The organism is Pyxidicoccus xibeiensis (assembly GCF_024198175.1).
Taxonomy (GTDB): Bacteria; Myxococcota; Myxococcia; order Myxococcales; family Myxococcaceae; genus Myxococcus; species Myxococcus xibeiensis.
On the sequence record NZ_JAJVKV010000005.1, the window covers coordinates 596838 to 617253 of the forward strand.

14 protein-coding genes are annotated in these 20416 nt (G+C 72.4%); 5 read left to right on the plus strand and 9 right to left on the minus strand.

From position 1 onward, the window contains the following. The first annotated feature begins 28 nt into the window (after window positions 1-28). On the plus strand, window positions 29-1543 hold the full coding sequence (locus tag LXT23_RS24970) for a GspE/PulE family protein (RefSeq protein ID WP_253982790.1): 1515 nt from the start codon (window positions 29-31) through the stop codon (window positions 1541-1543). A 24-nt stretch (window positions 1544-1567) separates the two neighbouring features. Next, window positions 1568-2251, plus strand: coding sequence for a PEGA domain-containing protein (locus tag LXT23_RS24975; RefSeq protein WP_253982791.1), 684 nt, complete (start codon window positions 1568-1570; stop codon window positions 2249-2251). Between the two features lie 31 nt (window positions 2252-2282). Here the strand turns inward: LXT23_RS24975 and LXT23_RS24980 are convergent, their stop codons facing one another. The 6 genes from LXT23_RS24980 to LXT23_RS25005 form a co-directional block, all read right to left on the minus strand. Then, window positions 2283-2498 (minus strand): helix-turn-helix domain-containing protein, encoded by a 216-nt coding sequence (locus tag LXT23_RS24980; RefSeq protein WP_253982792.1) that lies wholly within the window; start codon window positions 2496-2498, stop codon window positions 2283-2285. 34 nt (window positions 2499-2532) lie between these two features. Continuing rightward, window positions 2533-4212 carry an ATP-binding protein gene (locus LXT23_RS24985; protein ID WP_253982793.1) on the minus strand — a complete coding sequence of 560 codons (1680 nt, stop codon included), beginning with the start codon at window positions 4210-4212 and terminating at the stop codon, window positions 2533-2535. A 10-nt stretch (window positions 4213-4222) separates the two neighbouring features. Next, window positions 4223-5590 (minus strand): periplasmic substrate-binding domain-containing protein, encoded by a 1368-nt coding sequence (locus LXT23_RS24990; protein WP_253982794.1) that lies wholly within the window; start codon window positions 5588-5590, stop codon window positions 4223-4225. Continuing rightward, a complete protein-coding gene (locus LXT23_RS24995) occupies window positions 5587-6951 on the minus strand; it encodes a VCBS repeat-containing protein (protein WP_253982795.1) in 1365 nt (454 codons plus the stop codon). The genes LXT23_RS24990 and LXT23_RS24995 overlap by 4 nt, the downstream gene beginning before the upstream one ends. Then, window positions 6948-9575, minus strand: coding sequence for a penicillin-binding protein 1A (locus LXT23_RS25000; protein ID WP_253982796.1), 2628 nt, complete (start codon window positions 9573-9575; stop codon window positions 6948-6950). Before LXT23_RS25000 ends, LXT23_RS24995 begins: the two co-directional genes overlap by 4 nt. Before the next feature lie 96 nt (window positions 9576-9671). Next, window positions 9672-10745 (minus strand): tetratricopeptide repeat protein, encoded by a 1074-nt coding sequence (locus LXT23_RS25005; protein WP_253982797.1) that lies wholly within the window; start codon window positions 10743-10745, stop codon window positions 9672-9674. A gap of 195 nt (window positions 10746-10940) precedes the next feature. On the opposite strand from LXT23_RS25005, the gene xth reads away from it, so the two are divergent. Both xth and LXT23_RS25015 read left to right on the plus strand, forming a co-directional pair. After that, the gene (gene xth / locus LXT23_RS25010) at window positions 10941-11711 is read left to right on the plus strand and encodes an exodeoxyribonuclease III (protein WP_253982798.1); all 771 of its coding nucleotides are present in this window, start codon (window positions 10941-10943) and stop codon (window positions 11709-11711) included. Between the two features lie 191 nt (window positions 11712-11902). Continuing rightward, window positions 11903-14383, plus strand: a complete 2481-nt coding sequence (locus LXT23_RS25015; RefSeq protein ID WP_253982799.1) for a sensor histidine kinase — start codon at window positions 11903-11905, stop codon at window positions 14381-14383. Between the two features lie 51 nt (window positions 14384-14434). Here the strand turns inward: LXT23_RS25015 and LXT23_RS25020 are convergent, their stop codons facing one another. Together LXT23_RS25020 and LXT23_RS25025 are read right to left on the minus strand one after the other, a co-directional pair. Beyond that, window positions 14435-14974 (minus strand): hypothetical protein, encoded by a 540-nt coding sequence (locus tag LXT23_RS25020; RefSeq protein WP_253982800.1) that lies wholly within the window; start codon window positions 14972-14974, stop codon window positions 14435-14437. Further along, window positions 14946-17768: an alpha/beta hydrolase family protein gene (locus tag LXT23_RS25025; RefSeq protein WP_253982801.1), complete on the minus strand. Its 2823-nt coding sequence runs from the start codon at window positions 17766-17768 to the stop codon at window positions 14946-14948. The genes LXT23_RS25020 and LXT23_RS25025 overlap by 29 nt, the downstream gene beginning before the upstream one ends. A gap of 130 nt (window positions 17769-17898) precedes the next feature. Here LXT23_RS25025 and LXT23_RS25030 point away from each other — a divergent pair, with 130 nt between their 5' ends. Then, window positions 17899-19071 (plus strand): threonine synthase, encoded by a 1173-nt coding sequence (locus LXT23_RS25030; RefSeq protein ID WP_253982802.1) that lies wholly within the window; start codon window positions 17899-17901, stop codon window positions 19069-19071. A 24-nt stretch (window positions 19072-19095) separates the two neighbouring features. Here LXT23_RS25030 and LXT23_RS25035 read toward each other — a convergent pair whose 3' ends face one another. Continuing rightward, window positions 19096-20406: a monooxygenase gene (locus LXT23_RS25035; RefSeq protein ID WP_253982803.1), complete on the minus strand. Its 1311-nt coding sequence runs from the start codon at window positions 20404-20406 to the stop codon at window positions 19096-19098. Window positions 20407-20416: the final 10 nt, after the last annotated feature.

The following is a 20416-nucleotide window of genomic DNA, read 5'->3' on the forward strand; positions in this document are numbered from 1 at the left end:
CGTTCGGGTCCATTCAATGACTGCTCAGATGAACAGGGCCGCCCACCTGCTATGGGCTCTCGCGGGACTGGCGCTGGTGGCCGGGCTTGCTTCGTGGCTCCACCGCCATGCGTCGCTCGGCGCGGGCTCCTCCCTGGAGCTGGGCAAGCTCTACCTCCAGTCCGCGATGAGCCCGCTGCTGGTGGGGACGGTGAGCGGGGCGCTCGTGCTGGGCCTCGCGTCCGTGGCGGTGGGCGCGCTTCCCAACAAGCCCCGGGCCTTCGTGTCACGCAAGCCGACGCTGTCCCCGCTCGCGGTGGTCAACGAGGACGTGCACACCGCCGCGCGGGAGATGATTCTGGAGCTGGGGCGGCACCTGCGCGTCATGGCCCGGCGGCCGGAGCCGGACATCATCGCCATCATGGAGCTGCTCATGGAGGGGGCGATGCGCGTGGTCGCCAGCGACGTGCACATCCACCCGCTGGAGGAGGGCACCCGCATCGCCTTCCGGGTGCACGGCATGCTGGAGCAGGTGATTGTCTTTCCGCGCGAGCACCACTCACGGCTCGTCAACCGCGTGAAGGTCCTGGCGAAGCTCCCGCTGTACCAGCTCGACAAGCCCCAGGACGGGCACTTCCCGCTCTCCTCGCAGGACGGCCCCGCGGACATCCGCGTCTCCATCCTCCCCACCAACCACGGTGAGGCGGTGGCGCTGCGCATCGCGCGCAGTGGCATGAAGCTGCCGCAGTTGGCCACGCTCGGCTTCCCCGAGGCCCTGCTGGAGCGGTACCAGCAGATCCTGGCGCTGCCCCAGGGCCTCATCCTGGTGGCGGGCGCCACCGGCAGCGGCAAGACGACGTCGCTGTACGCCTCGCTGGGCCACATCCAGGCGTCGCGCGGGCAGCTCACCCGCATCGCCACCATCGAGGACCCCATCGAGTTCGACGTGCCCCTCTTCGCGCAGACGCAGGTCAACTCCGAGCAGGGCTTCACCTTCGCCCAGGGCCTGCGCGCGGTGCTGCGCCAGGACCCCAACGTCATCATGGTGGGCGAGATTCGCGACCCGGAGACGGCGCGCACGGCCATCCAGGCCGGCCTGAGCGGCCACCTCCTGCTCAGCACCATCCACGCCAACTCGGCCGCGGGCGCGTTCAACCGCCTCATCGAGATGGGCGTGGAGCCCTTCCTCCTCGCGTCCTCGACGGCGGCCACGCTGTCCCAGCGACTGGTGCGGGGGCTCTGCCCGCACTGCCGCACCGAGCAGGCCCTGACGCCCGAGGACGCGGTGCGGCTGGACGCGGCGGGCATCGCGCGGGGCGTCTTCTACGGGCCGGTGGGCTGCGAGCGGTGTGACGGCAGCGGCTACCTGGGACGCACGGCCATCTACGAGATGCTCCCCGTCACCCCGGCCATCCGCGACGCCATCAACGCCAAGGTGCCCAGCGCCCGCATCCAGGAGATTGCCGTCCGCGAGGGCATGGTGCCGCTGCTGGCCGCGGGCGTCGAGCGCGCGCGCACCGGGGCGACGACGCTGCGAGAAGTGTTCCGGGTGGTTGGTGGCTGAGCCCAGCGGGTGGAGTGACGACAGATGAGCAACGCGCAAGAACCCAGGAACGGGATGCCCGCTGGCGACGACTCGGACCGTGACAACTGGTCCTCGTCCCTGATGGGGCGCACCGACGAGCTGCGCCACGTCCAGTCGCAGTCGGACGCGCCGGTGGCCGGGACGCCGTCCCGTGCAGCTGCGCCGGCAGGCCCGGGCGGGGCCGCGCAGGCGCCGTCGCGGAAGGTGAACATGGAGGCCTTCGCGCCTCCGCCGCCTCCGCCGAGGCCCGTGCTGGCGGCGCTGAAGCTCGGCTCCGCGGCCTGTACGCTGGTGGCGGCGCTGGTGCTGGTGCTGCCCGAGCTCCAGCGCTTCGGAGCGGGCCCCGAGGAGCCCGCGCTGCGCATCGAGACGACGCTGGCGCCGAGCTTCGACGCGCCCACGAAGGTGCGTGAGGGGGAGGTGGGGGAGCAGCGGGCCGCCATCGAGGGAGGCATCCTCCTCATGGCCGACTCCGAGCCCTCCGGTGCCTCGGTGAGCGTGGACGGCGTGAAGCAGGGCGTCACGCCCGTGTCGCTGACGCTGGACTGCGCGCCCGGAGCGCCGCTGCGCGTGCAGTTCTCCCGGCGGGGCTACGACACCCTGGAGCACGCCACGCGCTGCCAGGCGGACTCCATGACGAAGCTCTCCGCGCGACTGCGCAAGGCCCGGGGCGGCGCCAAGCCCTGAGGTGGACTTTCCGGCGCGGCCCGGTCTGTCTTCAGGACGGGTTGCGCAGCCACCCGGCGCTGAGGCTCAGGGCGCGGCACAGCGCGACGAGGGTGGGCATGCTGGGCAGCAGCTTGCCCCGCTCGATGCGCACGTACGCCTCCGGCGCAAGTCCGGCCGCGTCCGCCACCTGCGCCAGGGTGAGCCCGGCCCGCAGCCGTGCGCCTCGCAAGCCGACTCCCACCTGACACGCCACTGCTTCGTCCATGGGACCTCCCGCCTCCAGGCAGGAGTGACATACCTCAGGGGTTGGACTGGCGGAAGTGGGCCAGGCCCTCGGCGCGGGGCAGCACCACGCTGAAGCGGGCGCCCTGGCCGGGCTCGCCGCCCACGTCCAGCTTGCCGCCGTGCTCCTGGAGGATGCGCGCGGCAATGGCCAGCCCCAGCCCGGTGCCGCCGTCCTTGGTGGTGAAGTAGGGCTCGAAGATGCGGGCGCGGTGCTCGGGGGGAATGCCCGGGCCGCTGTCCTCCACCTCGATGATGGCGTCCGCGTCGGTGCCCTTCACCCGCACGCGCAGCGCGCCGCCCTTGTCCTTCATCGCCTCCTCGGCGTTCTTCACCAGGTTGACCAGCACCTGCGTGAGCTGGTCCCTGTCCACCTTCGCCACCACCCCCGTCTGGAGGGCGGGGAGAATCTGGATGCCCTCCGGCGGCGTGGCGTACAGCGCCAGCACGCTCTGCGCGAGCTCGCCCAGGTCCACCGGCGCGAGCTGCGGCTTGGGCATCCGCGCGAAGCGGCTGAACTCGTCGACGATGCGCCGCAGCCGGTCCACCTCTTCCAGCACCACGCCCGCGCTCTCCTTGAACATGTCCGGGAAGCGCGGGTGGCGCGCGTCCTGCGCGGCCAGCAGCGTCTCCAGCGACATGCGGATGGGCGTGAGCGGGTTCTTGATTTCATGCGCCAGCCGCCGCGCCACCTCCTGCCACGCGGCGATGCGCTCGCTGGCCACCAGTCGCTCCGTGGTGGCTCGCAGCTCTCCCGTCATGCGGTTGAACGTCCGCACCAGCTCGCCCACCTCTCCGCTGGCTTCCACCGCCACCTGCGCGTCCAGCGCGCCCTCCGCCACGCGCCGGGCGCCCTCGGTGAGCGCCTCCACCGGCCGCGTCATCCACCGAGAGACCAGCAGGCCGAGCAGCACCGCGAAGGTGCCGCCCAGGCCGGCCAGCAGAAGGAAGGCGCGCATCACGCCCTGCTCGGCCTCGCGCGCGGCGGCGCGGCTGAACACGAGCTTCACCGTGACGGCTTCTCCCAGCGGCAGTGCGCGCTCCACCGTTGGCGGCTCGGCGGCGCCGGCCCGGGCGAGCTCGGAGTCTCCGGACACCACGGACACCTGGGCCTGCGTCAGCCGCGACAGGTGCTGCGCCAGGCCCTCGTCCAGCAGCACGCCGCCCACCGCCCACAGGCGCAGGTCCCCGTAGTCCACCGGACGCGCGGTGACGAGCGCGGGCAGCTGACGGAGGCCGGAGGGGGTGCGCACATCCACGCGCACCGGCACGGGCTTCGGAGATTTCTCGCGCGTCACCGCGAAGAGGACGGGGTCCGGGTCTCCGCGCCGTGCCGGCAGGTGGCCGGAGGACAGCACCGTGCCATTCCGGTCGAAGAGGGCGAGCACGGACAGGCCGCGGCTGCGCATCAGCGCCTCGGCGGTGCCGGCCTGGATGGCGCGGGTGGGGCGCTCGCGGGCCTCACGTGCCAGGTCCTCCATGGCGGGGCTGTCCACCAGCTCCTCCACCGCGCGGCGGGCGGTGGCGGCGGAGCGCTCCAGTGACTCCTGCGCGGAGGTGGTGGCCGCCTCCATGCGCGCGTCCAGCTCGCGCGACAGCGTGTCGCGCAGCCGGGTGAGGGTGGTGGGCACCACCACCGCGAGTGGCACCAGGGCCAGCAGGGCGAAGGCGAGCGCCAGCCGCGTCCTCAGGCGCATGGGGGCCTCCTCACGGACGTCCTCCAGGCACCGCGCCCTCGGGCGGCAGCAGGAAGAGGCCATCCAGCGCGGGCAGGCCCTGCGCGTCCAGCTTGAGGCCGCCCACTTCCGGGGCCAGGCGCAGACCCATCGCCTGCGCGTACAGCGGCACCAGCGGCAGCGTCGGCGCCAGCGCCAGCGCCCGCTCCCGCGCGCGGGCATCCCGGGCCCCCGCGTCCGCAATCGCGCCGATGGCGGGCAGCTCCACGCCGAGCAAATCCCTCCGCCCGGCCGCGTCCAGCACCACGCCCAGCGCGGGGCCGGGAACGCCGGGCAGCAGCAGTGCGTGCAGCATCAGCTCGAAGTCTCCCGAGGCCCACCGGGCGCGCAGCGCCGCGCGGGACATCGGCTCCAGCGCCACGGTGTAGCCCCGCTCGTGCAGCTTCACCTGGATGCGCTCGGCCACCGCGCGCTGGTCATCCAGGGCGGCGTCATAAAGGAGCGTCACCGAGCGCGGCGGCCCGGCGGGCGCCGTGGGCCGGGGCCGGGGCCCCTGCTGCAGCAGCGAGGGCGGCAGCAGGTGCGGCATGGGCACCGCTGGCGCACGGACGAAGAGGCGGGTGAGGTCCTCCCGGTCGATGGCGCTCTCCACCGCCTGCCGGAAGTCCGCGGGCAGCCGCCGGGGCGAGAAGGCCAGGTACGTGGCGTAGAAGGCCGCGCCCGCCACGGCGTCCGTCTCCGTCCCGACGTCCAGCTCCACCTGCACCTGCCGCGAGGACCACAGCCGCGCCAGGCCCCGGTCATCCGTGGCGGTGAGCAGCAGCCGATCCAGGTACGGACGGCCCTGGGGCCACGCCGTCTGGGCCCCGAGCGCGCCACGGCCCGCGGCGCTGAAGGGGCCGAAGGCCGCTGAAGACACGGGCGCCGCCAGCGCCGGGTGGCACAGCGCGCGCTCCAGGTCCGGCCAGGGGAAGGCGAGCATCAGGTCCAGCGTGGCGCCGCTGGCGGCCACCTGCCGGCCCTCGCCCCGCAGCGGGAAGAGCAGGGCGCGGTAGGGCGACGCACCCTCGGTGCTGGACAGCCGCATCCACGCGCGAGCCATCGCGCTCGCGGCCGTCGGGCTGGGCAGGACGATTCGCACCGCCTGCGACGTGGGGCGGGACAGCTCCCGGGCCAGCTCGGGCCGCACGGCCCCCTCGGGCGAGACGCGGCACACCGGGCGCGACAGCAGGCCCAGCAGGGTGGCCTCCAGGGGCGTGTCGGCGAGCGCGGGCTCACCCACCTCGGGCGGGCCCGCGTGGGCCACGCGCAGCTCCCCTCCATAACGGGGCCGGCCGGCCGCCAGCGCGGACATGGAGGAGAGGAGGACGACACACGCGAGGGCGGAGCGGAGCATCATGGCGTCCCCTGGCGCAGGAGGAACAGCTCACCGGTGCCATCCGGCTTCGTCAGGCCCACCACCACCTCGCGGCGCTTGTCGCCGTCCAGGTCGGCCGTCACCACGTACAGCGCGCGGCCCGGAGGCAGTGCCCCCTGCCACAGCGGCTCGTGCGCGGTGGGGTCCTCCCTCGTGGCCGCGAACACGCGCAGCACGTCCGGCGAAGGCTGGAGCTGGGGCGACGTGGTGAGCAGCTCCGCCGCGCCGTCGTTGTCCAGGTCGCCCAGCGCGCTGCCCGCGCCCAGTCCACTCAGCCGCGTGGGCGCGGCGCCCGCGCGCGGGTAGAGGGACGCGGCTCCCTCCGGGTGCACGAAGAGCAGCTGCGGCGGGACGAGGCTCGCGGTGGTGAAGGGCGCGGGCACCACCTGCGAGCGCCCGTCCGCCAGCCGCACCTCCGGCGCGAAGGCCGTCTGCCCGGGAACGAAGGCCCCGCGCTCGGCTGGCCCCAGCGGCGCCGCCTCCAGCGTCCCCAGGGGCCGCAGCGCGCCACGTGCCTTCTCCAGCGCCAGCACCTCCCCATGCGCATGCCGGGTGCTCCACGCGGCCAGCCTCGGCGGCCCCGGCAGCACGGCCAGCGCGCCGAAGGGCTCGCGGGTGGTGGTGGCGGAGAAGGGCAGTGCGTCCAGCTCCCGGCGTGCCAGCAGCTTGCCGTCCGCGGCGAACACGGACACGTCGTGCTCCGTGAGGGCGGCGACCTCGTCCCGGCCGTCCCCATCCAGGTCTCCGGCGGCCAGCGCCGCCAGCGGGAACTCCAGCCGCGCCATCACCGCGCCCACCAGGCGCATGCCCCGGGCGGTGGTGCCCGGCGTGGCGGGCGTCGACGTGGCGCCCACCGACGCCAGCGCCAGCACGGCCGCGTCCGCCTCCACGGCCCGCACCAGCGCGGCGGCGGGCTTCGGCGGACGCGTGGGCGTGCGGCCGGACCAGAAGTTGACCCAGGTGCCCACCACGTCGCCACGGGCGCGCAGCTCGCCGCCGTCCACGTCCAGCGTGAGGCGCACCAGCGTGCGGGCCCCCTGCGCGCGGGCGGCCGCCTCGGCGGCCTCGGCGGTGGGCGCGTCCACCACCACTGGCGCCAGCCCCGCGGCGGACAGCCGCGCCGCCAGCACGGTGGCCACGGCGCGCCGCAGCTCGGCCGAGCCTCCCGACAGGTGCAGCGCCACGGGGGCCTCGGCGGGCACCGCGCGCACCTCGTCCGCCAGCGACTTCGCGAGGCGGTCGACGGCGGAGGCGTCCTGTGTGGGGGTGGGGGCGGGCGTCTGGGGCGCGGCGCCGGCCGCGAGCGCGGCCAGCAGTGGGGCGAGGAGCAGGGCTCGGCTCACAAACCCTTCCTGGTGCCGTTGTCGAGGAAGAAGTCCTCGGCGGTCACCTGGCCCGGCGGAGGCGCCTCGGCGGTGGGCTGGGTGCCCTCGAGGAACGGCTCCAGCCGCCCCGGCACGGAGGCGCCGGCCAGCAGCCCGCTGACCGGGTCGATGCGCACCTGGACGACGCCGGGCGGCACCTCGAACTCGCGCGAGGGCAGGCCCTCGTGCGCCACGCGCATGAACTGGAGCCAGATGGGCAGCGCGGCGCGGCCACCCGTCTCGCTGCCCCCCAGCGGCGAGTTGTCGTCGAAGCCCACCCACGCGCTGGCCACCCAGTCCGCCGTGTAGCCGGAGAACCACGTGTCCATGGAGTTCTGCGTGGTGCCCGTCTTGCCGGCGGCGGGCCGGTTCAGCTCGCGCACCGCCTTGGCCGTGCCCTCCTCCACCACGCTGCGCATCAGCGACGTGGTGAGGTAGGCCACCGGCGGGGGCAGCGTCTCCTCGAAGGCGGGCTGGTGCTCTTCCAGCAGCTTGCCGCGCACGTCGCGCACGCGCAGCAGCAGCAGCGGCTCCGCGTAGCGGCCGTTGGCCTGGAGCGTCGCGTACGCGTTGACGGCCTCCAGCATCGTCACCTCGCCGGTGCCCAGCGCCAGCGTCAGGTTCTCCGGCATGGCCGAGTGGATGCCGGCGCGGCGCGCGAAGTCGATGACGCTCGCCGGCGTGAGCGACTCGATGAGCCGCACGGACACCGTGTTCTTCGACTTGGTGAGCGCCTCGCGCAGCGTCATCGGCCCCTCGAACTGGCGGTCGTAGTTCTGCGGCTTCCACGTCTTGCCCGTGTACGTGTCGCGGATGGCCTCGGGCGCGTCGTTCACCTTGGACAGCGGCGTGTAGCGCCCGCTGCCCATGGCCGCCGCGTAGAGGAAGGGCTTGAAGGACGAGCCCGGCTGCCGCTTGGCCTGCGTGGCCCGGTTGAACGACGAGCGCTCCGCGTCATAGCCGCCCACCAGCGCCACCACGTTGCGGTTCTCCGGGTTGATGACCACCAGGCCGCCCTGTACCACCGGCACCTGGTCCAGCGCGGCCTCCACGAAGGCCGGCGCGGGCGGCGCCTTCAGCACGCGCACGTAGACGAGCTGCCCCTTCTCGAAGACGTCCGAAATCTTCTTCGGCGTCCCCTTCTTCTGCTGGCGCGCCCACGCCGCGGTGGAGAAGGGCACCTCGGCGACGCGGCCCACCAGGTCCACGCGCGCCACGTTGCGCTTCTCGTCCACCTCGGTGACGTAGCCGGTGAGGCGCAGCCCCTCCTCCAGCGGCTTCAGCAGCACGGAGCGCGCCAGCACCTCTTCCTGGGACGGGGGGGCCTCCCCCTCGGGCGTCAGCTCCGGCCGCAGCTCCTCGGCGCCGTCCTCCTCCAGCTCCGCCGCGCGCGGCTTCTGCTCGGGCTTCGCCTCTTCCTTCTCCGCCTGGGCCAGCGGCGCCAGGTCCGCCACGTAGCCCTGGTCCTTCTGCCGGCGCCCGGCCTCCTCGATGCGCGTGGCGATGAGCCCGCGGAAGCGCGTCCACTGCGCGTCTCCCAGCGTGCCCCGGGGGCCGCGGTAGCCCTGGCGCCGGTCCACCGCCTCCAGGCCCTCGCGCACCGCCTGCTCCGCCGCGGCCTGCAGCTTCGGCACCATGGCGATGTCCACGCGCAGGCCGCCCTGCATCACCGCCTGCTCACCGTAGCGCTCGATGAGGGTGCGGCGAATCTCCTCCGCGTAGAACAGCCCCACCTGCTTCTCCTTGCGCGGCGCCAGGACGATGGGCTTGTCCAGCTCCGCCTCGGTGAGGTGGCTGGGCACGAAGCCGTGCCGCGCCATCTGCCCCAGCACGTAGCGCTGGCGCGACTTCGCCCGCGTCATGTTCGTCACCGGGTTGATGCGGTGGGGAATCTGCACGGTGCCCGCGAGCACCGCCGCCTCGCCCACGCTCAGGTCCTTCGCGTGCTTGCCGAAGTAGAAGAGCGCGGCCTCCTCCAGGCCGTAGCGGCGCTGCCCGTAGTAGGACTGGTTGATGTAGAGCGAGAGAATCTGGTCCTTGGTGAACGCCTGCTCCACACGCGGGGTGAGGATCCACTCGCGGGCCTTGCGCGTGAAGCTGCGCTCGGGCGTGAGCAGCAGGTTCTTGACCACCTGCTGCGTAATCGTGGACGCGCCGGACTTGCGGCTGCCCGGGATGAGGTTCTTCACGGCCGCGCGGGCCATGCCGAACGGGTCCAGCCCCTCGTGCTTGTAGAAGTCCGCGTCCTCGGCGGCGAGGAAGGCGTTGCGCACGTGGGGCGGCAGGTCCTCCACCCGCACCAGGGTGCGCCGCTCCACGGCGAACTCGGCGCAGAGGCTGCCATCCGCGCACGTCACCTTGGTGACCTGCGGCGGCTGGTAGTTGCGCAGCGCCTCCACCGACGGCAGGTCCTGGCTGTAATAGAAGTAGCCGCCCACGATGGCGAGGAGCGCGAGCACCAGGCCCACCGCGCCGGTGATGAGCAGCCGCTTCGTCCAGCGCCACAGCCGGGCACCGAAGCCGGGGCGCGCGGGAGGCGGAGTCGCCCCCGGGGTGGGCGTGGAGGAATCGGACGGAGGGGGCATCACGGGAGCCGAGGTCATGGCGCTTTCGAAGAGGGCTGCACGTTAGACCGGGGGGACGGGAACGGGAACCGGCCCGGAGTCCGCCCCCCCGGGGGATTCCGGGGGCGACACTCTCTATGGCGTGGAGGGCACGAGCGGCTCCCCCGGCGCCCCGAAGTCGGAGCCCGGGGGCCCACCCGCCCGGGCCCCGGGCAGGGGGACGTCCGCCCGGGCCAGCCGATTCACCCGGTCCTCGTTAAGGCGGGCCTGGACGTAGCGCGGGGACAGGCGGGTGGCGGCCGCGTAGGCGGCGCGGGCCTCCTCCAGCCGGCCCAGCCGCTCGCAGGCCACCCCGAGGTTGTTGTGCACGTAGGCCACGTGGGGGAGCAGGGAGGCCGCCTGGGTGAGCACGTCCACGGCCTTCCGGTCCTCGCCCGCGCGCAGGTACGCGAAGCCCAGGTTGTTGAGCGCATGGCCATGCTCCGGGTCCAGGTGGACGGCCTGCTGGAAGCGGAGGATGGCAGCGGACAGCTCCCCCGCGCTCAGGTGCGCGCGGCCGAGCACCTGGTACACCTCCGCGTCCTCCGGGTTCCTCAGCAGCGCCTCCTCTCCCACGCGCACAGCCTCCGCATGGCGGCCCAGGGACACCAGCAGCCGCGCCTGCTGCACCAGCGCGCCAGTCTCCTCGGAGTGCAGTCGGCCCAGCCGCTCGTACGCCAGCACCGCCACCTCCGTCTGCCCGGTGAGGCGGGCGAGCCGCGCGGCCAGCGTCAGGGCGTCCGTGTCGGTCGGGTCGTCATGGAGGGCGCGGCGGCACTCGGTGAGGGCACCGGACAGGTCCCCCAGCTCGCGCAGGGTGCGCGCCCGGGCCAGGTGGTCCACGCGCCGGCCGTGCGTGTGCGCCACGGCGAGCACCGCGTCCGACGGCGCTTCCGAGGCCGTCACCTCGCGCGGCTCGTGGGGCTCTGGGGGCAGCGCTTCCGCCAGGGCCGGAGCGGCGGCTGGCGTACCGGCTTCGACGGGCGCCGTCTCCGGCCGCACGTGTTGCTGGGCCACGGCCACCCACGGGCGCCACGCCGCGGGCAGGGGCACGTCGTCCCAGGCGGCGACGCCGAGCGCGGCGAGGCAGGCGGGCAGCAGCGACTTCCTCAGCGCGGCGGGCAGGGTGAAACCGGCGGTGGGAGTGGCCTTCCTCGACCTCGTGCTCATGGCGGCGACCTCGGCTTCCGTCGGTGCGCCGGAAAGGGGCGCGCCGGGGAGCCGTGTGCGGGACTCCCACCTGGAGGCATTGCGACGGCCGTGCCAGGGGCCCGCCCCGGGAGCGCCAGAGGGGGTGTGTCCCCCTGGCCACAGGCGAGGGGAAAAGCGTGGCGGGGGCGCGGGTGTCATGCGACGGTCCGCGCGATGAAGATCGTCACCTGGAACGTGAACTCGGTGCGGGCCCGGCAGGAGCGGGTGCTCGACTGGTTGAGGACCACGCAGCCGGACATCGTCTGTCTGCAGGAGCTCAAGTGCACGGACGCCGACTTCCCCACCGACGCAGTGCGCGAGGTGGGCTACCACGCGGCCGTCCATGGGCAGAAGACCTACAACGGCGTCGCCATCCTCGCGAAGGAGGAGCCCCAGGACGTGGTGAGGGGCCTGTCGGACGGCGTGGACGACTCGCACGCGCGCCTCATCGCCGCCACGGTGCACGGCATCCGCGTGGTGAGCGCCTATGCGCCCAACGGGCAGTCCGTGGACTCCGAGCAGTACCACTACAAGCTCCAGTGGTACGAGCGCCTGCGCCGCTACCTGGACACCCGCCACAAGCCCGGCGAGCCGCTGGTCCTCGGTGGTGACTGGAACGTGGCGCCCACCGACCTGGACGTCTACGACCCGAAGGAGTGGGAAGGCCAGACGCTCTGCACGCCGCGGGAGCGGGACGCGCTCGAGCGCCTGCGCGCCTTCGGGCTGAAGGATGGCTTCCGCGCGCTCTACCCGGACGTGCAGAAGTTCTCCTGGTGGGACTACCGCATGCTGGCCTTCCCGAAGAACCGGGGCCTGCGCATCGACCACCTCTACGTGACGGAGCCCCTGGCCGCCCGCCTGAAGGGCTCGGACGTGGACCGCGAGGCGCGCAAGGGGAAGCAGCCCTCCGACCACGCTCCCGTGTGGATAGAGCTGCGCGAATGAGCCTCTGACGGGGCTGTGTTCAAGCCCCGTGGAGGGTGCGTTCAGGGACGGTGCGGCACGGCCCGCCCTTCCCGGAAGTGCGGGTGTCGTCCGCCCACCTGAATGCACGGGAGGCGCTTCGCCTGGAGGTGAAACCGCGCCTGCCCCTGCTCCATATTGTGTCTCCTTGCCCGTGGCCCCCAGGCGAGGGCATGCGCTGGGACACCAGCGGAGACGGGAGCAGCGTGGCTTCGAGTGAGTCTTTCAGCGGTTCCGAGCTGTCGTCCCGGCCCGAGCCTGCCAGCCAGGAGGGCGCGGGTCGGGACTTCGCGGACCCGGTGCGGGGGGCCACCGCCACCGAGTTCGCGGCGATGCTGGATGGCATGAGCAGCGGCGTGGTGGCGGTGGACCGCCAGTGGCGCCTCTCCTTCGTCAACGCCTGGATGGAGCGCGTCCTCGGCCGCTCCCGCGAGAAGCTGCTGGGCCGGGACCTCTGGGCGGAGTTCCCCTCGCTCGCGACGAGCTCCTTCGGGGCCGCCTACCGCCGCGCGATGCGCGAGGGCATCGAGGTCATCCACGAGGACTTCGTCCCGCAGTCCAATGCCTGGTTCGAGGGGCGTGCCTGTCCATCGTCCACCGGCCTGCTCATCTTCATCCGCGACGTGACGGAGCGGCGGCGCGTCGCGCGGGAGCTGAAGGAGCGGGAGGACCGGCTGCGCTTCGTCCTGGAGGCGGGCGGGCTGGGCTACTGGCGGCATGAGCGGGCCACCGGGAGGGTGGAGCTGTCCGAGGGCGCCAGGGCCAACTTCGGCCTGGCACCGGACGCAAACCTGTCCTCCTTCGAAGCGCTGAGCGCGCTCGTCCACCCGGACGACCGCCCCGCGATGACGGAGGCCGTGGAGCGGGCCCTCACCACCTCCTCGGACTACTCGGCCGAGTACCGTGTCCTCCTACCGGGAGGCGGGGTGCGCCAGCTGGTGGCCCGCGGGCGCAAGGTGTACGCGCCGGATGGCACGCTCCAGGGGCTGGCTGGCATCAGCCTCGACGTGACGGAGCGCACGGCGGTGGAGCAGGCCCTGCGCGAGAGCGAGGCGCGCTTCCGCAACATGGCGGACAACGCCCCCGTCATGCTGTGGATGACCGACGTGTCGGGGGCCTGCATCTGGCTCAACCGCCAGTGGCACGACTTCACGGGGCAGACGGAGGCAGAGGGCAGGGGCCTGGGATGGCTGGACGCCGTCCACCCCGATGACCGCGGGCGGGCCGGCGACGCCTTCCTCTCGTCGCATGGCAGCCAGGCCCCGTTCCGCGTGGAGTACCGCATCCGCTCTCGCGACGGCGAGTACCGCTGGGCCATCGACTCCGCGAGCCCCCGGCTCGGGGCCTCCGGCGAGTTCCTGGGCTACATCGGCTCCGTCATCGACATCCACGACCTCAAGCGCGGCGAGGAGCGCCTGGCCTTCGTGTCCGAGGCGAGCCGCATCCTGTCCGAGTCGCTCGACTACGAGGCCACGCTGGCGCGCGCCACGCAGCTCGCCGTGCCCACCCTGGGGGACTGGTGCATGCTCGACATGCTCCAGGAGGGCGGGGGCATCAAGCGGGTGAAGGTGTCCTGCTCATCGATTTCCGGACTGGAGACCCTCGTCACGGACACGGTGCGCTTCCCGCCCCTGCTGGAAGGGCACCCCTGGCACTCACCCAGCCAGGCCCTGCGGGAAGGGCGGGCCATCCTCGTCGAGGACGCGGGCGACGCGTACAAGGAGAAGGCGGCCTTCGGTCCGGAGCACCTGGCGCACATGAAGGCCATCGGCTTCCAGTCGGTGATGGCCGTGCCGCTGGTGGCGCGCGGCCGGACGCTGGGCGTCATCACCTTCCTGGCCATTGGCCCCGGCCGGCGCTTCACCCAGGCCGACCTGGAGACGGCCGAGGACCTGGCCCGCCGCGCCGCCCTGGCCGTGGACAACGGGCGGCTCTACCGCGAGGCCCAGCGCGCCGTGCGCGTGCGCGAGGAGTTCCTCCAGGTGGCCAGCCACGAGCTGAAGACGCCCCTCACCCCGCTGTCCCTCAAGCTCCAGATGCTGGCCCGCATGGTGGGCGCCTTCCCCCAGGAGCGCTTCCCGCGCCTGGCGAGCGACGTGGAGATGATGCGGCAGCAGGTCCAGCGCCTGTCGTCGCTGATGGACGAGCTGCTGGACATCTCGCGCATCACCTCCGGCCGCTTCTCGCTCACCCTGGAGTTCATGGACCTGGCCGTCCTGGTGCGTGACACGGCCGCTCGCTTCGAGCCCGAGGTCCTCCGCCAGGGAGGCCGGCTCGACGTGGAGACCCCCGACGCCGTCGAGGGCATCTGGGACCGGCAGCGGCTGGAGCAGGTGCTGACGAACCTCCTGTCCAACGCCCTCAAGTATGGCGGGGGCAAGCCCGTCCACGTGCGGCTGTCGCGCGACGGGGAGCGGGCGCGGCTGGTGGTGCGCGACGAGGGCATCGGCATCGCCCCGGAGTCGCTGCCCCGCATCTTCGAGAAGTTCGAGCGCGCGGTGAGCGACAAGCACTACGGCGGGCTGGGGCTGGGGCTCTACATCACCCGGCAGATAGTCCAGGCCCTGGGCGGCACCATCCACGCGCAGAGCGAGCCGGCGCGGGGCTCCACCTTCGTGGTGGAGCTGCCCCTCATCCCGCCCACGGCCAGCTGAGACGGCCCACGGGCCCCGGCGCCTGCTCCACCGGGGCCCGCGAGCAGGGCACTACGGCAGCAGCGACTTGTCCAGCCGCAGCGGCTTCTGGGTGCGCGTCAGCTGCTCGGCGCCCAGCCACGCCACGGTGATTTCGTTCATGTCCCGCAGCTTCTCGAGGTCGCCCTCGGGGACGATGACGACCAGCCGGTCCTGCCCCAGGGCCCAGGTGTCACCCAGCCGCTCGCCGTTGACGTAGATCTCCGGCGAGGCCGTGCGCTCCAGGTTGCCCAGGGGCTCGGCCGTCCGGACCTCGATGGCGACCGGCTCGGCGTTGCCCGCGAGCAGGCGCTCGCCCGCCAGCCGCGACAGCTCGGTGTCGCTGCGCACGCGGCGCACCTCCACCGAGCGCAGCTCCACCGGCTTCGGTGGCGCCACGCTCGGGGCCGCGGGCGTGGGGGCCGTCAGCCCGGCCGGCGTGGCCGTGGCGGGCGGGTTGCCTTGGGACTTGTCGGCCATGGCGCCTGCCTCCTCCGTGCAGCCGGTCAGCGCGACGCAGGTGAAGGCCAGGGCCAGCAGCCGGCTAGCGCGAGAACTCGACGTCGTCGACATAGATGTCTCCAGAGGTAGGGCTGGTGAAGAGGAACCGCACGGTGTCCACGTTGTTCAGCGGCAGGCCCGAGTTGTTCATGATGAAGGTATGCAGCGGCACGCGCACGGACGTCATCACCGTGTGGAAGAAGCCGTAGGGGTGCGGATACGGCTTGGGGATGGTGTCGAACTTCGCCACGGTGGTGCCGCGGGTGATGCCCCCGCCCACCAGCTCGATGCGGAAGTCCTGCGTGCCGGTGGCCGGGTTGGACGCCGACGTGGTCTGCGCCACGCGGAAGGCGACCACCTCGTGGCCCGTGGTGTCGCGCTTGGCCAGCGGCACCGTGTGCGTCGCCGTGGCCGTGCCCGCCGTCCAGCCGACGCGCATGGCCGCCGTCTGGTGGGGCGCCGGGTTCGTCGCGTTGGCCAGGGTGATGGCACCCCCGCCGACGAAGTCCGCCGCGCTGCCGCTCGACAGCCGGATGTGCGAGTTCTCGTGGTGCGTCGGGTAGATCTTGAACCCGGCGAACGACGGGAACACCAGGCGGCCGCGGAACATGTCGCCGTACACCGCCTCGCCCTTCAGGTGCAGCCGGGCGAAGGCCGCCAGCCATGCCTCGCCGATGCGCTGCTGGTTGGCGGCGGTGATGAAGTCCTGGCGGGTGGACGGTGAGTCGTCCCCGTCCGTGGCCCACACGGTGTTGAAGTAGTTGTGGCTGGCACCGTAGACGTCGATGCTCGACTTCGTGCCCAGGGCCCGGTCGTAGATGCGCGCGCCGGCCAGGTTGGACACGTCGCCGTCCGCCGAGGGCAGGATGACGAAGTAGGGCACTGCGGCCGGCAGCACGTAGCTCTGCCCGTCCACCGGGGCGATGGACGACACCGAGCCGATGTTGAACGTCGTGTTGAGCATGTACGCCGAGACGGACGCCTCACCGCCGCGCGAGTGCCCGGACACGTGGATCTTCGTCATGTCCACCTTCCCGGCGAAGCGGCCCGCGAAGTAGTTCGGGTACGAGGGGAAGGTGGCCGCGTTGTTCAGGTGCGACCACAGCTCCAGGTGCTTGAGGATGAGCGTGCCGCGCTCGGGAATCCACTGCGGCACCGGGCCCGACAAGTCGTACGCGTCGATGGAGACCGCGATGATGCCGTGGCTCGCCAGGTTGTCGAGCAGCCGCATGTAGCCCTGGTGGTTGGGCACGCGGCTGGTGCACGTGGCGTGGTTCTGCCCGGCGTTGTAGCAGATGCGGTGGTTGCCATGCTGCATGATGAAGATGGGGTGCGTGCCCGCCGCCACCGGCGTGCCGACGCCCGCCACCGTCGCCGGGTAGCGGACCACCGCGCGCAGGTCCACGTTGGCCGCGGCGCCCATCGTCGGGAAGTAGTTGTCGGCGCTGTAGCTGTCCTGGCCGATGGGGAAGGTGCCCATGGTGTACGGGTCCTTGCCCACCTCGAAGCCGATCTGATCCGAGCCGTCCAGGAAGTCGAGCGTGCTGCTGTAGTTGCCGTCCGTGGAGTAGTCCGATGGGGTGTTGGCCACCGTGGAGCCGAAGTCCACCACCACGTCGTACTTGCCCACGTTGAGCGGCGAGTTCCAGATGATGGTGTCCGTGCCGTTGATGCAGCCGGCCTTCACCGGATGGATTTCGATTCCGCCGGACACGTCCACCAGGGTGGTGTTGGCGGCCCACTGCAGCGGGGTGCGGTGGTTGACGACGTAGTACGCGGCCCACGTGCCGCCGGGGTGGCCCGCGGGGACGTAGGTCGGGTCTACCGCGCCCCAGACGGGGTCGGCGGTGTCGGCGAACGCGTCGGCGAACTCGAAGTACGGGAAGCCGCCGACGGGGCGGCCGGCGATGTCCATGGTGGGACCGCCGATGGGGTAGATGAGGTACAGCACGTAGCCGGTGTCGATGCCGTAGGACACCACGTCCATGCGGCCCAGCCGGCCCTGCGGCGGCTCGTACTGGAGCCGGCGCACGACGATGTCGTAGACGCCGCGGCGCTGGAGCGTCGACTTCCAGGTGGCCACCGTGAAGCGGCCGCTGCTGTCGACGAAGACGCGCTCGGTGGCCTGGGCGAAGTTCTCGCCGGTGACGTCGGTGAGGGTGTCGCCCTCGCGCCAGGCACGCTGGTTGGACACCACCGCCACCTCCAGGGCCTCACCGGGCAGGAAGCCACGGCCGGAGACGTACATCTCGTCGGTGCCCGTCTCGCCCGCGTTGAGCAGGCAGCCGGCGCTGTTGGACGCGAAGACCAGCGGCGCGTCCGGGACGCGCTTCATGGGGAGGCGGAAGCCGCCCTCGGCCGCGCCCACCGGCAGCTTCATCGGCGGGATGGTGCCCTTCGGGTCCTCCGCCACCGGGTGGACGGTGACGGTGAGCGTGCGTCCTTCGAGGAACTCGTTGGCCTGGTCGAAGTCACGGAAGCGGAACGGCGCCTCGCGGAACTTCGGCCGGTCGTTGCAGCCCACGACGCCGGACTGGTACCAGAGGATGTGCGGTTCGATGGTGCCGCGAGCGTTCGTCCTCGCGCGGCCGAAGGACACCGCGGTGCGCAGGTCCGGCATCTCCGATACGTCCACGCCCATGCGGAACTCATAGACGGTGTTCGGCTTCAGCCCCACCACGCCCACGTGCAGGGACTGGCCGATGGTCAGCGCGTCGATGGGGTTTCCAAGCGTATCGACGGGGTAGACACCCGGTTCCTTCGGGAGCACGTTGAAAGTCGCTCCTGGGTGACTGCTGTTCTCGCGGATGACGCCACCGGCGACAGCCGCGGACAGCAGGACAAAGAGCCATGTGATACGTCTCACGGGACCTCCTGACCTGTTAGGGGTGAGATTCTGGATTCTCTGGTACAGCGTTGGTTTGAACGTGGTCCGCGCGATTTCTTCCTGACAACTCTGTGTTTCCCTCGATGACGCGAGGCGTAGATTCAGCCCCATGGCCTTGATTCGTTTGGACTGCACGAAGTGCGATGTGACTTATGCGCCGGGCAGAGTCCTGAACCTGTGCGGCACCTGTGGTGCGCCGCTGTTCGCGAGGTACGACCTGGAGCGCGCGGCGCGGACGCTGCGGCCGGAGGCGCTGCCCACGCGGGAGCGCTCCATGTGGCGCTACCACGAGGTGATGCCGGTGGAGGACCCGGCGCACCGGCTGAGCCTGGGGGAGGGCTTCACGCCGTTGCTACCGGCGCCGCGGCTGGGTGCGCGGCTGGGCATGAAGCGGGTGTGGGTGAAGGACGAGGGCGGCAACCCGACGGGCTCGTTCAAGGCGCGCGGGCTGTCCGCGGCGGTGTCCATGGCGAAGGCGCTGGGCGCGAAGGCGGTGTGCCTGCCGTCGGCGGGCAATGCGGGCAGCGCGCTGGCGGCCTACGCGGCGCGCGGCGGGCTGGAGGCGCACGTCTTCGTGCCCAAGGACATCGCCAGCCTGTTCCTCATGGAGACGCGCGCGTACGGCGCGCACGTGGAGACGGTGGACGGGCTGATTACGGACGCGGGCCGCATCTGCGCCGGGCTGGCGAAGGAGCACGGCTGGTACGAGTGCGCGACGCTGAAGGAGCCCTACCGCGTGGAGGGCAAGAAGACGATGGGCTACGAGCTGGCGGAGCAGCTCGGGTGGACGCTGCCGGACGTCATCCTCTACCCGACGGGGGGCGGCACCGGGCTCATCGGCATGTGGAAGGCGTTCGAGGAGATGGAGACCATGGGCCTCATCGGCTCGAAGCGGCCGCGCATGGTGGCGGTGCAGGCGGAGGGGTGCGCGCCCATCGTGAAGGCGCACGAGGAGGGCAGGCCGGACGCGCCGATGTGGCAGGGCGCGACGACGCACGCGCACGGCCTGCGGGTGCCCAAGGCGCTGGGTGACTTCCTCATCCTGCGAGCGGTGAAGGAGAGCCGGGGCACGGCGGTGGCCGTCACCGAGGCGGAGATCATCCAGGGCGTGAAGGACGCCTCCGCCGCGGAGGGCCTGTTCGTGGCGCCGGAGGGCGGCGCGTGCGTGGCGGCGCTGCGCAAGCTCCAGACGGCAGGGCAGGTGACGCCCGACGAGTCCGTGGTGGTGTTCAACACCGGCACGGGCTTCAAGTACGTGGAGAACATGGCCCCGCTGTGGTGAGCGGGGCCGTGGCCAAGGCCGGGCCTACTGCGTGAGGTAGAAGGCGCCGAGGCACATCTCGTCGTCGGTGCCTTCTCCCCACTGCCGGTCGGTGGCGCCTGGGGCGCTGTTGTCCCAGTGGCACTCCACGTTCAGCCGGTCCCCGTTCCACAGCTGCACGGGCTTCTGGAGGCTGTAGCCGCCCTGCCAGTGGAAGTCCCACCGGGGGATGTCCAGCAGGCACTCGCGGGTGCCGGACTGGCGCACGATTTCCGCGCGGGCGCGGGTGCCCCGGGTGTGCATGTGCAGGGCGGCGGTGTGGATGGTGAGGGGGACGTTGTTCACGAAGGTGCCGCTGGTGATGGAGGAGACGAAGGGCGTCAGCTCCTGGGACCAGGTGTGGGTGGCGTCCGCGGCGCCCGCGGGGATGCGCATGGTGGCGGGGGAGTTGAGCCAGTCGGGATTCGCCCAGGGCTGGAGGATGGCGACCTTCTGCACGGAGTCCTCCAGCATGAGGGCGACGGAGGACTTGTCCGCGACGGCGCGCGCGCCATGGTCGTTGTAGTGGACCTGGAGGATGACCTTGGAGCCCGGGTCGACGCGGATGCCGGAGCCCGCGGGGAAGGTGAGGCCCTGCGTGCCGGGAACCCAGGCGCCAATCCATGACGCGCGGGTGAGGTCACCGCCGGGGCCGCCGAAGCAGGTGTAGCCGGGGCCCGGCTCCTGGTCGTCGAGCTGCTGGTACAGGGGCACCAGGTCCGGCTTCGCGTGATAGGCGATGACGTGGTGGACGGTGGCGCGGTTGCCCGGGTCGACGCGGAAGCCGGTGACGTAGCGCGTGCGCGTCTCGGGCCAGTCGATGAGGAAGCAGCGGTAGTCGTCCGGGGAGCGCCGGGCCAGGTAGGGGTCCTGCATCTCCAGCCGGAGGTCCACGCGGGCCAGCCCGCCCGTGGGAGGCGGGGCGGCGACGGCGTCCGCGGGGTTGCCCTCGGCGGCGCCCTCGTCCACCCAGCGGGTGATGAGGGCCACCTGGTCCGCGGTGAGCGAGCGGTCATGCTGGTACGTGTTGCAGTCGGCGGACGGTGGCCAGGGCGGCATGGTGCCGGACTGGATGGACTCCTTGATGGCAGCGCGGTGGGTCTGCGCGTCGGCGTACGTCTGGAGCGCGAAGGGGCCGATGCCTCCCTCGGTGTGACAGCCTCCGCACTTCTGCTGCATCAGCGGCGCGACGTCCTTGTGCCAGGTGGCCGGGGGCACCGGCTCGGTGGGAGGGGGCTTGGGGTCGCCTTCGCTGCATGCGGTGAGAATGGCGAGGAGCGCGCCAAAGAGCGCGCGGACGAGAAGGGGGCGGGGCATGGGGAGACCT

Coding starts and splice junctions, on each gene's coding strand:
- LXT23_RS25030 (WP_253982802.1), top strand. CDS start 17,899: ATGGCCTTGATTCGTTTGGACTGCACGAAGTGCGATGTGACTTATGCG.
- LXT23_RS25015 (WP_253982799.1), top strand. CDS start 11,903: ATGCGCTGGGACACCAGCGGAGACGGGAGCAGCGTGGCTTCGAGTGAG.
- LXT23_RS24990 (WP_253982794.1), bottom strand. CDS start 5,590: ATGATGCTCCGCTCCGCCCTCGCGTGTGTCGTCCTCCTCTCCTCCATG.
- LXT23_RS25000 (WP_253982796.1), bottom strand. CDS start 9,575: ATGACCTCGGCTCCCGTGATGCCCCCTCCGTCCGATTCCTCCACGCCC.
- LXT23_RS24975 (WP_253982791.1), top strand. CDS start 1,568: ATGAGCAACGCGCAAGAACCCAGGAACGGGATGCCCGCTGGCGACGAC.
- xth (WP_253982798.1), top strand. CDS start 10,941: ATGAAGATCGTCACCTGGAACGTGAACTCGGTGCGGGCCCGGCAGGAG.
- LXT23_RS24980 (WP_253982792.1), bottom strand. CDS start 2,498: ATGGACGAAGCAGTGGCGTGTCAGGTGGGAGTCGGCTTGCGAGGCGCA.
- LXT23_RS25005 (WP_253982797.1), bottom strand. CDS start 10,745: ATGAGCACGAGGTCGAGGAAGGCCACTCCCACCGCCGGTTTCACCCTG.
- LXT23_RS25035 (WP_253982803.1), bottom strand. CDS start 20,406: ATGCCCCGCCCCCTTCTCGTCCGCGCGCTCTTTGGCGCGCTCCTCGCC.
- LXT23_RS24985 (WP_253982793.1), bottom strand. CDS start 4,212: ATGCGCCTGAGGACGCGGCTGGCGCTCGCCTTCGCCCTGCTGGCCCTG.
- LXT23_RS25020 (WP_253982800.1), bottom strand. CDS start 14,974: ATGTCGACGACGTCGAGTTCTCGCGCTAGCCGGCTGCTGGCCCTGGCC.
- LXT23_RS24970 (WP_253982790.1), top strand. CDS start 29: ATGAACAGGGCCGCCCACCTGCTATGGGCTCTCGCGGGACTGGCGCTG.